The following is an 11120-nucleotide window of genomic DNA, read 5'->3' as shown; positions in this document are numbered from 1 at the left end:
AGCTCGCTTCCATCAAGCGCCCACACTTATCGGCTGTTAATTTTTAAAGAGCATTTCTGCGAGAAACCTGAAGTTTCTCAGCAGCGCTGCGTTTTCAGCAGCAGAGAAGCGAGATTATTAACCGTTTTTTAAAACTCGTCAACAACTTTTTTAACTACTTCGTTGCGACGACTGCGGTTTAATTTCGTGTGCACTGGAGTCGCTACAACCGATCCCAACCGCACCGCTTCCCTTCTTCCTCCGCGCTGCGTTTCCGTTAGCGCGAAAGAGGCGTGATTCTATGCACCTGCCCCGGTCTCCGCAAGCACTTTGTGAAAATATTTTTACAAGCGGGCCCGGGACAGTCGAGCCGCCCCCCACGGGTGGCCACGGAAGCCGCTCGACTCGATCCAGGCGAGATAGCCTTTGAGCAACCTCGCCCGCATCGAGCGTAACGCTGCGTCGCTCAGCTCCCCACCATCGCCTTCACCACCCCATCCCGCCGAATCAACCCGTGATACAGCGCCGCCGCAAAGTGTGCGAGGAACGTCACGAAGAACAGGTAAGCCAATACCCGGTGCGCGACCCTGAGCCAGGCAAACGTCACCGGGTCGGCCGAGACCAGCGCCGGCAACTGCACGCCGCCACCCAGCGTCACCGGATACCCGCCCGCCGACAGCATCGCCCATCCGATCAGCGGCATCGCCAGCATCAGCGCGTACAGCACGAGATGCGACCCATGCGCGGCAAGCTTCTGCCACCAGGGCAGATCATCGGGCAACGCGGGCGGTTTCGACACGAACCGCACCACGATCCGTACGCAAACCAGCACCAGCACGGCAATCCCCAGCGGCTTGTGCAACGCCACCAGGAAATCGTGCCGCCCGGAAACCGACGCCACCATCCCCACTCCGATGAACAGCATCGCGACGATCATCGCGGCCATCACCCAATGCAGCAGCCTCGCCGGCAAGCTAAACGTCGTCGTAGCCTTCATCATCGTCCCTCCGCACTCAGTCGCGCCGCGCCGGCCACGCCGGCCTCTTCACTCGTCCGGCGCAGATACGAATCCGCATACGCCGCGGACCGCGCCGCCAGCAACGGATCCCCCGACACCTGAATCCCCTGCGGCAGCACCGTCGGGTCGTAATTCACGTCCCGGCACGGCCCGCTGTCCTGCGGCTCCACGCGATCGAGCACGAGCGTCCCCGCGTCGATCGTCGTCCGCTGCGCGGGCCAGGTCTTCGTCGCGTCGTCCACCGGGTCGCCGGGCTCGGCCAGCGTGACCAGCAGCTTCCACTTCTGCGCACCGTCCGCGATGCGCCGCGTCAGGTCCTGCTGCAACACGTTCGGATCCGCGGCCGTCGCGACGTCGCCGGCGCCCGTCATCTGCTCCGGCACGACGCGCCACCGCACCGCCTGGCGCTTGCCGGCAGCATCGACGAAGTAGAACGCGTTCAATCCGTAATAGCTTTCGGTGACGTAGCTCGCGCTCGGCTTCGCACCCTTCACCCATGCGCGGAACGCTGCCGTCTCCGGATGCGCGCCGAAAAACGCCTTCACCTTCGCCGGATCGGGCTTGCCCGTCGCGGGATCCGGCCGGGTCGCCAGCAACTGCGCGTAGAACGCCTTCGGCGTCGCCACCGGAAACACGGGCATCGCGTTCATCCCGGTCCGCCATTGCTGGCCGTCCGGTGCGGTGAGCTTCAGCGCGAGGCTGCGGATCGGCACGCTGCTGTCGGGCGCATAAGGATTCCCGCCCGGCAGCGCGAAGCGCCCGACCACCGGCGTGCGCACCGCCTTGAAGAACGGCGCGACCGAATACGCGCTCGCGGCGCCATTGCCTTCGAAGTAACCGGTCACGCACACGCCCTTCGCGTGATTGCGCCGGAAGCCCGGATGCTCGCCGCCGGCCGTCTGCAGCGCGTCGACGAGCCGGTGCGGGGTCAGACGCGCCGGCGCAAGCCAGCCGCCGACATACCCGAACGCCACGGCCACGCCGGCCACCGCGCCGCCGATCACGGCCCAGCGCCACCACCCGCGCCCGGGTTCGCTCGGCGGCGAAGAAGAGGAAGATTGCTTCATGGATGCACTCCCGATCGTCTGATCATTGTCGAACGCGTGTAGGACGCCACCCGCGCCGCTTTATTCCATGAAGAAATTTTTCGTATGCTGACGGAATAAGCGACGCCGACCGGCGTCCTACGCGGCATCTCCACGCTTATCGGCTCGCGCCCCGGCCATGCCCTCAAACGCCCCCGACGACGACGCATTGCGCGAACTCATCCCCAGGCTGCGACGCTTCGCGCTCTGGCTGGCGCGCGACGTCCACGCCGCCGACGATCTCGTCCAGTCGACGCTCGAGCGCGCGCTGTCGCGCTGGGCAAGCCGCCGCGACGACGCGTCGTTGCGCAGCTGGCTCTTCACGATCCTTTACCGGCAGTTTCTCGACGGCAAACGCAGCGCGAAGCGCTACGCATGGCTGCTCGGCCGCATTCGCGACGACGACGAAGCGCACTGGCCGTCCGCCGAACGTGAGGTGGCCGCACGCGCGACGCTCGAAGCGTTCGGCCGGCTCTCCGACGAGCAGCGCAGCCTGCTGCTGCTCGTCGCGGTCGAGGGCTTTACGTATCAGGAAGTCGCCGACCTGCTCGGCGTGCCGATCGGCACCGTGATGTCGCGACTCTCCCGCGCGCGCCAGGCGCTGCGCCAGCTCAGCGACGGCGAACTTCCCGCTCCTTCTCTCCGCGTGATGAAATGAACCACCTCCGTCCCGACGAACACGATCTCCAGGCCTATGTCGACGGCCAGCTCGACGACGACGCGCGCGCCGCGGTCGAGCGATATCTCGCGCTGCATCCGGAGCGTGCGGAACAGGTAAGGCAATGGCAGCAGGATGCGCAACGATTGCGGGCCGCGCTCGAGAGCGTGCGGATGCCCGGTCACAATCCTGAGCTCGATCCAGCTGCGATTCGGGCGAAGCGTGTGGAGCGCTCGCGGATGCGATTCGCGATGGCGGCTTCGTTCGTGTTCTGTATCGGGCTGGGGACGTTTGGCGGGTGGCAGGCGCATGGATGGAACGCGCCACCTCCGATCGCGCCGATGAGCGATGCGGTCGAGGCTTACCGGATGATGGTCGTCGATCAAGCCGCGAAGGTGGATTTTCGGCCAACCCGTGCGGGAGATTTGCAAGGGTGGCTCACCAGACGCGTCGGCGCATCGGCGCGGCTGCCGGATTTGAGTGCGGCCGGGTTCAGGCCGGTTGGCGGGCGGCTGTTTACGACGGACAGCGGAGCCACTGCCGCGATGGTGCTCTATGAGGACGATACCGGGCGAACACTGAGCTTCTATCTCCGGCCGGCGGAATCGAAACACCGGCTGCTGCCGGCCGGACAACGCGTGGATGGGCCGTTGCTCGCGCGGTACGGGTCGGTGAACGGGCTCAATTTCGCGGTGGTCGGGCCGGCCGGAAGCCTCGCGGAGAAAGCGATCGCGCAGGCGCTCGATCAGCAGACTTGAGCGGTACGACGCGCGCGGGGCTGGTGGTCGGTGGGTGGCCGTCGAGCCCCGAATGATGCGGCTTCTGACTTGTGCGTGCTTACTGTCTCCACTCGCTTGCACAGCGTTTCGACTGACTTTCGCGGTTTGTTGTCCACATCGAAGCAACACCGGCATCCTCGCCCTTTTGGAATCACAGCGTTTCGAGTCGCTGCGGAACGGGATATCCACATCAATCATGTCGACACCGCGCACGGTCATCGGTCGACTCGCTCATCTTCGGCCTGCACAGTGTTTCGGGTTGTTTTTGGCGTGATATCTCCACAACCCGCAAGGTGCCGCGAACATCTGCACCGAATTCGATTACCTTATCCGTCGAGCGCACAGGCCTTCGGGTGCTTTGACTGCTCGATATCCACAAGGCATTCCACCACGACGGAGTCTTCAGGCCGAGCAGCGTCGCGATATCGAACTGGACGGAACACCGATCGACCTTGTCGAATCTCAATCCGGTCATCCCGCTCCCTGAGGCACTCGTCCTCCTACCTTTCTTCCTGCCTTGCAATCAATTCCCTCAGGCATTCAGCACAAGGTGCCGTCAATAGACCGATAGCTGATTCCATCGACTCGTCATCGTCGAACCGATAGACGCCGCCCCCTTCATACTTCCCGCGCAACTCCAGAATTTTCGTCTCTTCGGATTCGAGCATGTAGCCCGGAAATTCGACTTCATCACGCGCCAGCGTCAATGGCACGACCCGATGCCCACTCTGGCCGTTGCTACGATCGTTGACGAGATCGGAAACGGCCCGAGTCACGAGCTCACATCCGGTACGACGATGAAGTGATTGTCATAACGGATCCTCGTACAACCGCGGCCACATCGGTCATGAGCTCCGCTACGCGGCCAGCAATATCCATCACCAGCGTCTCATTGACGAGGCCTGTCGTGAACCTGGCGAGTTCGGGCGGGTCACCGGCTTCGACTTCGCGTGAGTCATCCACCGCGCGCAGTGCATATCCTTCCCGGATCACAGTCGACGAACTGTGCTTATCCAAAGGTATTAACAGGGTTCGTATATATACGTAGTGATAGTTAACAAGCCCGCCACCTCACAGTGGATAACTTCCGTAACACCATGAATTTTCAACATGAAACGGAATGCATAACCACAGGTGATGCACAGGAAAATCGCTGTGCATCACAGAACAACTTCCCGCCGATTCACAGCCGCGGCGACATATCCTCAATCGTTCCACTGTGAATCCAGAGGCTTGCCGAACGGTTATCCATAGCGCGCTGTGGATAAGTTACGGCATCAGGCCGCCGAGGATCATGGCGACGCCTCCCCATTGCGCGTACGACACACGCTCGCCGAAGAACACGATTCCAGCCAGAAAGACGAGCACGAACGTGAGCGCGGTAAACGGATATACGACGGTGAGCCCGGCCTTGCTCAACGCGAAGATCCAGAGCACCGTGCCCGCGCCGTAGCAAAGCAGCCCGCAGTGGGGATCAACCCGGATGCGATCGCAATTCGCTTCGCGCACGGTGCGCCGCCCATGCGCGCCATGCTCGATCGAATAAATTTCACAAAAGGGACTTGCGCACCTCCAAAACCCTCTCTATAATTCGCGGCTTCTTAGGCTCGTAGCTCAGTTGGTTAGAGCACCACCTTGACATGGTGGGGGTCGTTGGTTCGAATCCAATCGAGCCTACCAACGAACAAAAGAAGGGGTCTGGCAGCACGCATTGCCTACAGGCAATCCGGCTCGCCAACATACAAACGCCACGCGGCAACATCGCGTGGCGTTTTTCTTTTTGCGGCACGAAATCGTGCATGCCTGGGCGATGCTTCGTGCGGCAAGCAGCGGGTAATCGGCAAGGCAGGGCGTAGAGCCCCCGCTCGTCAAGCATCAATGCAGATGCTTCAACTTGTCAGGATTCCGCACGACATAGATCGCGACGATTTTCCCGTCTTCGATCTCCAGCGCCGTGGTCTGCAGCTCGCCGTCGGACTCCAGCGTGACGAAACCAGGCAACCCGTTGATGAACCCGGCCCGCACGAGCTTCGACGCATGCGTGGCGAACAGTTCGGCCAGGTATGCGTGGACCTTCATCACGCGCTCGAAGCCGAACACCGGCTTGCCCGCGGCCGCGCGCTTGCCGCCGCCGTCCGAATGCAGGCTCACGTCCTCGGCGAGCATCGCGCCGAGCGCGCGCATGTCGCCGCTGCGTGACGCCGCGAAGAACGCCTCGGCCAGCGCGATCCCGCGCTGCTTCTCGACATGAAACCGCGGCCGCGCCTCGCGCACATGCGTGCGCGCCCGCGCGGCGAGCTGCCGGCATGCGGCCGGGTCACGCTGGATCGTCGCCGCGATCTCGTCGAACTCGAGGCCGAACACGTCGTGCAGCAGGAACGCAGCACGCTCGAGCGGCGACAGCCGTTCGAGCGCGAGCATCAGCGGCAGCGTGACGTCCTCCTGTTCATCCTCCTCGACGACCGGCTCCGGCAGCCACGGGCCGATATAGGTCTCGCGCTGGTGCCGCGCGGACTTCAGCTGATCGAGGCACATGCGCATCACCATGCGGCGCAGGAACGCCTCGGGCACGCGCACCTCCGTGCGATCGACGCCCATCCAGCGGATGAACGCCTCCTGCACCATGTCCTCGGCGTCCGCGACGGAACCGAGCATCCGGTACGCGACGCGGATCAGCGTGCGACGCAGCGGATCGAAGCTCGCCGCTGCGTCGGCCCGGTCTTCGGCGCTGCCCGCGGCCGGATCGAGGCTGGTCATCAGGCCACCATCTTCGCGGCAGCGGCTTTCGCTTCAGCCGGATCGATCCACAGCCCGAAGCCGACGGCCAGCCGGTTCCAGCCGTTGATCACGTTGATCATCACCGTGAGTTTCACCTGCTCCTCCTGGCTGAAGTGGTCGTTGAGCGCCGCATACGCGGCTTCGTGCGCGCCATGGCCATCCGACAGCCGAGTGAGCGCGTCGGTCCAGCCGAGCGCCGCGCGTTCGCGGTCGGTGTAGCAGGGTGCTTCGCGCCACGCGGCCAGCAGATTGATGCGCTGCTCGGTCTCGCCTTGCTCGCGGGCCTCGACGGTGTGCATGTTAAGGCAGTTCGCACACGCGTTGATCTGCGACGCGCGGATCTTGACCAGCTCGATCAGCGTCGGCTCGAGGCTCCCGGCAGCGGCGACCGATACGGTCATCCAGTTCTTCATCAGCGCGGGGGCGGCGGCGAACGGATTGAGTTTCGCAGTCATGGTTCCTTCTCCTTTCGTGTGGGTTCCGGTGATATGACGAGCGAGGCCCCCGCGCGTGTGACATCGGCGCGAAAAATTTTTCAAAAGTCGGGAAGCGCACGGAGGGCAGGGCAGTCGAACATCGCACCGACGGCCGTGATGCCGGCGTGCGGATCGGGGCCGATATCGACCGCATGGCGCCGTTGCGCCGGTGAACGCGGGTCGTCGACCTTTCATGCGTGCCGCGCGACTGTCATGAGGCGGCGGTAATGCCGACGCGCAGGCATGCCCATTGCGATCGCCTGCCGGGCCCCGCCATCTCGGGCATCGACGGTTCGCCAACGTCGCCGCTCGAAGCGCGAGTGCTTTCATTTGTCTTTCGCACTTGTTTCGCCCGAAATCCGATTCGCGACGTTCACATTTCTGGCCCATACTGTTCTGCACGGGCAGATGATGTGACGCCGCACCAGCGGCCCGGCGCGCGCGCCGGCTGCCCGACATCGCAGCAATGAAGGTCGCACGCCAGCCGCGCGCATCCGAGCGCAAGGCTTTCCTTTTTCCGGCAACGCAACGCAGCGAATCGCGACGTGGACGGTAAACCGATGAGCCTCCTTGCATCCCAGCTTCAGCGCCGTTACCAGGACGTGCGCGCCCATAGTGTCGCGTTGACGGCGACGCTATCCGCCGAAGACCAGGCCGTGCAGTCGATGCCCGACGCGAGTCCGGTGAAGTGGCATCTCGCGCATACGACCTGGTTCTTCGAAACCGTCGTACTGATGCGCCGCGTGGATGGCTACGCGCCGTTCGACGACGCATTCCAGTTCCTCTTCAATTCCTATTACGAAGCGCTCGGCCCGCGCCATCCGCGGCCGCAGCGCGGGCTGCTCACGCGTCCGTCGCTCGACGAGGTGAGTGCGTACCGTCAGTATGTCGACGACGCGATGCTGCGCGCGCTCGACGGCGCCGATCCGACGATGCTCGCCACGATCGCGCCCGAGATCGAACTCGGCCTGCATCACGAACAGCAGCATCAGGAGCTGATCGTCACGGACATGCTGCATGCGTTCTCGTGCAACCCGCTCAAGCCTGCGTTCCGGCCGCTCAATCGCGCCGATGGGCACGCGGCCCTGGCCGCGGGCGATGCCGGCCCGTTGCGCTGGCTGCATCAGCCGGGCGGGCTCGTCGAGATCGGCCACGACGGTGACGCGTTCTCGTTCGACAACGAACGGCCGCGCCATGCGGCGCTCGTGCGTCCGTACGAGATCGCGAACCGTCTCGTGACGAATGCGGAATTCGCGGCCTTCATCGCGGACGGCGGCTACGCCCGCCCTGAATACTGGCTGTCGGACGGCTGGGCGACGGTGCAGCGGGAAGGCTGGCGAGGGCCCGCGTACTGGATTCCGGACGACGACGGTGGGCCGGAAGCCGTACACGCATGGCGCGCGTTCGGTCTGCACGGCGTGGAGACGCTCGCGCCCGATGCGCCCGTGTGTCACGTGAGCTTCTACGAAGCGGCCGCGTACGCGGAGTGGGCCGGCGCACGCCTGCCGACCGAATTCGAATGGGAAGCCGCATTCGGCGCGGATGGTATTCAGCAGATGCTCGGGCACGTGTGGCAGTGGACCCGTTCGTCCTACGAGCCGTATCCGGGCTTTCGGCCGCTCGAGGGAGTCGCCGCCGAATACAACGGCAAGTTCATGGTCGGCCAGCAGGTCCTGCGCGGCAGCAGCATCGCGACGCCGCCGGGGCACGAACGGCCGACGTACCGCAATTTCTTTCCGCCGGCCGCGCGCTGGCAATTCACGGGAGTGCGACTTGCGCGAGACGTCTGATCTGACGGCCACGAGCGGTGGCCTGCAACCCGCCCGCGATTCGCGGCCGAGCGCGTTCGAGCGCGACCTGATCGACGGACTGTCGCGCACGCCGCGCAGCATTTCGCCGAAATACTTCTACGATGCGGCCGGGTCGGCGTTGTTCGACAGCATCTGCGAGCTGCCCGAGTACTACCCGACGCGTACGGAACTCGGCATCCTGCGCGATCGCGCGGCCGAGATCGTGCGGCGCGTCGGCCCGCATGCGGACATCGTCGAATTCGGCGCGGGCTCGCTCGAGAAGATCCGCGTGCTGCTCGACGCGTGTGCGGACAACTACGCGAACGCGCCGGCGCGCTACGTGCCGATCGACATCTCGGCCGACTACCTGCACGGCGCCGCGGCGCGGCTGCGTGACGCGTATCCGTGGCTCGACGTCGCGCCGATCGCGGCCGACTACACGAAGGCCGAGCAACTGGCCGAACTGACGGAGACGCCGCGCCGGCGCATCGGCTTCTTCCCCGGCTCGACGATCGGCAACTTCTCGCCGGAGGAAGCCGACGCGTTCCTGCGCGACGCCGCGCGGCTGTTGCGCGGCGGCGGCCTGCTGGTCGGCGTGGATCTCGTGAAGGACGAGCGCACGCTGCATCGCGCGTACAACGACGCGCAGGGCGTGACCGCACGGTTCAACCTGAACCTGCTCGCCCGCGCGAACGCGGAACTCGGCGCGGACTTCGATCTCGACGCGTTTTCGCATTGCGCGTTCTACGACCGCGAACGGCAGCGCATCGAGATGCATCTCGTCAGCGATATCGCGCAAACGGTGCACGTGCGCGGCCACGCGTTCCGCTTCGAGGCGGGCGAGCACATCCACACGGAGAACTCTCACAAGTTCACGATCGACGGCTTCCATGCGATCGCGCGCCGTGCGGGCTTCGAGCCCGACACCGTGTGGACCGACGCGGACAGCCTGTTCAGCGTGCACTGGCTGCGCAGCGTCGACGATATCCGCGCGTAACTTCGTTCGATTCGCGTGCGGCGTGCGGCGCCGGCGCGTTTTCCGGCAAAAATTCCCGCCTTTACCGATTCGATGCGCCGTTGCAACGGCGTGTCGAATCGCCCGCCACCCTTGTCCTGCAACGCTTCGCACCCCGCCGTAAACGTCCGTTACCGGTCTCGCAGACCGGTTTCACCTGTGTCGGCGCCCGATGCCTAGACTCCGAACCGTAGTCACATGACGCACGACACGTGCAGGGAGTCGCGAAATGAGCAAGAAACTTATCCTCGGTGCAGTTCTCGGTGTAGCGGCGCTGGCAGCTTCGGGCGTCGCATCGGCCCACGTCGACCTGTCGGTCGGGATCGGTGTGCCAGGCGTCTATGCGGCGCCCGAGCCGGTCTACGTCGCGCCGCCGCCGCCGGTGATGTACGCGCCGGTGGGCTATCGCGACGACGACTGGCGTGCGCGTCAATGGCGTGAACACGAGTGGCGTCGCCGTGAATGGCGCGAGCACGAGTGGCGCGAGCGCGCCTGGCGTGACGGCGACGGCTGGCGCGGCCGCTGGAACTGAACCGGGCGGCCGGCTCACGAGAATACTGATCACGACGACAAGAGGAGAGTGATCGCATGATGCCCATTCGACACATCAGGTCGTGCGCAGCGGCCGCCGTCGTTGCGCTCGCAACGATCGGCAGCGCGCACGCGGCAGGCTGCATGAAGGGCGCGGTGGTGGGCGGCGTCGCCGGCCACTACGCGGGACATCACGCCGTGGTCGGTGCGGTCGGCGGCTGTATCGTCGGCCACCACATGGCGAAGAAGCACGAGCAGGAGATGGCGGCGCAGCGCAAGGCCGCCGCGCAGGGCGTGCAGCCGGCGCAGTAAGCGCGCTCACCGGCGGAAACGGCGCGACAGTGCCGTTCCCGCCTTTCATCTTGCTTCGTCCGACGACGGCCGGCCGCGCATTCCGCGCACGCATCCGGCATGTCGCACATTGATCCGACGAATGCGCATCACGCGCACCGTTACGATCATTTACAACGTCGAGTCGCGCGGAAATCGCGTGTTCCTAGAATGCAATCATCCGAACACGCTCCAGGGAGCAAACAATGAAAACGCAACGATATCTGTCCGTACTGGCCGCCGCGCTCCTCGCACTCGGTGCCGTTTCCGCGAGTGCCGCGGCCGGTGGCAACGGTGGGGGCAACGGCGGTGGTCATGGCGCTGGCGGCATGGGCGGCAACGCCGGCGGCATGTCCGGCGGCCACATGAGCGGCGAAGCGCTGAGCAACTCGAACGGCTTCCGCTCGGGCGACCGCGACAAGGGCCTCGCGCGTGCAGCCGACCGCTCCGACACGATCGCCGATCGTGCAGGCACGCAGCCGGGCCACGGCCATGGGCACACGCACGGCCATACCGCGCATGCGTCGACGTCCACGCATCACGCACATCGCAACGCGTTCGGCCGCACGCTGTAACTGCGGCGTACGCATGGGGAGGAAGGGCGCTTCGGCGCCCTTTTTCATGGCAGTGGCGAAACGGAGGTGTCGCGCGCCGGCGTCGCATCGACCCCGATTTGCAACC

The 11120-nt window shown here is 65.0% G+C and carries 13 protein-coding genes and 1 tRNA gene; 8 read left to right on the top strand and 6 right to left on the bottom strand.

Annotated elements, in window-relative coordinates:
• Window positions 1-445 precede the first annotated feature (445 nt).
• Window positions 446-979, bottom strand: a complete 534-nt coding sequence (locus DIE08_RS18315) for a cytochrome b (protein WP_124902863.1) — start codon at window positions 977-979, stop codon at window positions 446-448.
• The gene (locus DIE08_RS18310) at window positions 976-2064 is read right to left on the bottom strand and encodes a catalase family peroxidase (RefSeq protein WP_059602233.1); all 1089 of its coding nucleotides are present in this window, start codon (window positions 2062-2064) and stop codon (window positions 976-978) included. The genes DIE08_RS18315 and DIE08_RS18310 overlap by 4 nt, the downstream gene beginning before the upstream one ends.
• Before the next feature lie 157 nt (window positions 2065-2221).
• On the opposite strand from DIE08_RS18310, the gene DIE08_RS18305 reads away from it, so the two are divergent.
• Window positions 2222-2740 carry a sigma-70 family RNA polymerase sigma factor gene (locus tag DIE08_RS18305; RefSeq protein ID WP_124627827.1) on the top strand — a complete coding sequence of 173 codons (519 nt, stop codon included), beginning with the start codon at window positions 2222-2224 and terminating at the stop codon, window positions 2738-2740.
• Window positions 2737-3498, top strand: coding sequence for an anti-sigma factor (locus tag DIE08_RS18300; RefSeq protein ID WP_124902861.1), 762 nt, complete (start codon window positions 2737-2739; stop codon window positions 3496-3498). Before DIE08_RS18305 ends, DIE08_RS18300 begins: the two co-directional genes overlap by 4 nt.
• A gap of 521 nt (window positions 3499-4019) precedes the next feature.
• Here the strand turns inward: DIE08_RS18300 and DIE08_RS18295 are convergent.
• Both DIE08_RS18295 and DIE08_RS18290 read right to left on the bottom strand, forming a co-directional pair.
• A complete protein-coding gene (locus tag DIE08_RS18295) occupies window positions 4020-4295 on the bottom strand; it encodes a hypothetical protein (protein ID WP_124902859.1) in 276 nt (91 codons plus the stop codon).
• Window positions 4296-4788: 493 nt separating this feature from the next.
• Window positions 4789-5028, bottom strand: a complete 240-nt coding sequence (locus DIE08_RS18290) for an EamA family transporter (RefSeq protein ID WP_260436543.1) — start codon at window positions 5026-5028, stop codon at window positions 4789-4791.
• A 94-nt stretch (window positions 5029-5122) separates the two neighbouring features.
• Between DIE08_RS18290 and DIE08_RS18285 the strand changes: the two genes are divergently transcribed.
• Window positions 5123-5199: transfer RNA gene (locus DIE08_RS18285), tRNA-Val, on the top strand.
• A 195-nt stretch (window positions 5200-5394) separates the two neighbouring features.
• Here the strand turns inward: DIE08_RS18285 and DIE08_RS18280 are convergent.
• Window positions 5395-6276 carry a sigma-70 family RNA polymerase sigma factor gene (locus DIE08_RS18280; protein WP_124902857.1) on the bottom strand — a complete coding sequence of 294 codons (882 nt, stop codon included), beginning with the start codon at window positions 6274-6276 and terminating at the stop codon, window positions 5395-5397.
• Complete coding sequence (locus DIE08_RS18275) at window positions 6276-6752, bottom strand: carboxymuconolactone decarboxylase family protein (protein ID WP_124902867.1); 477 nt, start codon at window positions 6750-6752, stop codon at window positions 6276-6278. The genes DIE08_RS18280 and DIE08_RS18275 overlap by 1 nt, the downstream gene beginning before the upstream one ends.
• Before the next feature lie 581 nt (window positions 6753-7333).
• On the opposite strand from DIE08_RS18275, the gene egtB reads away from it, so the two are divergent.
• From egtB to DIE08_RS18245, 5 genes are all read left to right on the top strand, one after another.
• A complete protein-coding gene (gene egtB / locus DIE08_RS18265) occupies window positions 7334-8563 on the top strand; it encodes an ergothioneine biosynthesis protein EgtB (RefSeq protein WP_124902855.1) in 1230 nt (409 codons plus the stop codon).
• Window positions 8547-9560, top strand: a complete 1014-nt coding sequence (gene egtD / locus DIE08_RS18260; RefSeq protein WP_059602217.1) for an L-histidine N(alpha)-methyltransferase — start codon at window positions 8547-8549, stop codon at window positions 9558-9560. Before egtB ends, egtD begins: the two co-directional genes overlap by 17 nt.
• Before the next feature lie 247 nt (window positions 9561-9807).
• The gene (locus DIE08_RS18255) at window positions 9808-10110 is read left to right on the top strand and encodes a hypothetical protein (RefSeq protein WP_059448027.1); all 303 of its coding nucleotides are present in this window, start codon (window positions 9808-9810) and stop codon (window positions 10108-10110) included.
• Window positions 10111-10166: 56 nt separating this feature from the next.
• A complete protein-coding gene (locus DIE08_RS18250; protein ID WP_124627843.1) occupies window positions 10167-10421 on the top strand; it encodes a hypothetical protein in 255 nt (84 codons plus the stop codon).
• A gap of 224 nt (window positions 10422-10645) precedes the next feature.
• A complete protein-coding gene (locus DIE08_RS18245) occupies window positions 10646-11014 on the top strand; it encodes a hypothetical protein (protein WP_124902853.1) in 369 nt (122 codons plus the stop codon).
• The last annotated feature ends 106 nt before the right edge of the window (window positions 11015-11120 follow it).

It is taken from the genome of Burkholderia sp. Bp9004 (assembly GCF_003858025.1).
GTDB classification, from domain to species: domain Bacteria; phylum Pseudomonadota; class Gammaproteobacteria; order Burkholderiales; family Burkholderiaceae; genus Burkholderia; species Burkholderia diffusa.
Note: the sequence above shows the minus strand (reverse complement) of the source record. Positions and strands in the feature narration are given on the sequence as shown.

What these genes read in the sequence shown, in the direction of transcription:
- DIE08_RS18315 (WP_124902863.1), bottom strand. Translation starts at nt 979, where the DNA reads ATGATGAAGGCTACGACGACGTTTAGCTTGCCGGCGAGGCTGCTGCAT.
- DIE08_RS18310 (WP_059602233.1), bottom strand. Translation starts at nt 2,064, where the DNA reads ATGAAGCAATCTTCCTCTTCTTCGCCGCCGAGCGAACCCGGGCGCGGG.
- DIE08_RS18305 (WP_124627827.1), top strand. Translation starts at nt 2,222, where the DNA reads ATGCCCTCAAACGCCCCCGACGACGACGCATTGCGCGAACTCATCCCC.
- DIE08_RS18300 (WP_124902861.1), top strand. Translation starts at nt 2,737, where the DNA reads ATGAACCACCTCCGTCCCGACGAACACGATCTCCAGGCCTATGTCGAC.
- DIE08_RS18280 (WP_124902857.1), bottom strand. Translation starts at nt 6,276, where the DNA reads ATGACCAGCCTCGATCCGGCCGCGGGCAGCGCCGAAGACCGGGCCGAC.
- DIE08_RS18275 (WP_124902867.1), bottom strand. Translation starts at nt 6,752, where the DNA reads ATGACTGCGAAACTCAATCCGTTCGCCGCCGCCCCCGCGCTGATGAAG.
- egtB (WP_124902855.1), top strand. Translation starts at nt 7,334, where the DNA reads ATGAGCCTCCTTGCATCCCAGCTTCAGCGCCGTTACCAGGACGTGCGC.
- DIE08_RS18255 (WP_059448027.1), top strand. Translation starts at nt 9,808, where the DNA reads ATGAGCAAGAAACTTATCCTCGGTGCAGTTCTCGGTGTAGCGGCGCTG.
- DIE08_RS18250 (WP_124627843.1), top strand. Translation starts at nt 10,167, where the DNA reads ATGATGCCCATTCGACACATCAGGTCGTGCGCAGCGGCCGCCGTCGTT.
- DIE08_RS18245 (WP_124902853.1), top strand. Translation starts at nt 10,646, where the DNA reads ATGAAAACGCAACGATATCTGTCCGTACTGGCCGCCGCGCTCCTCGCA.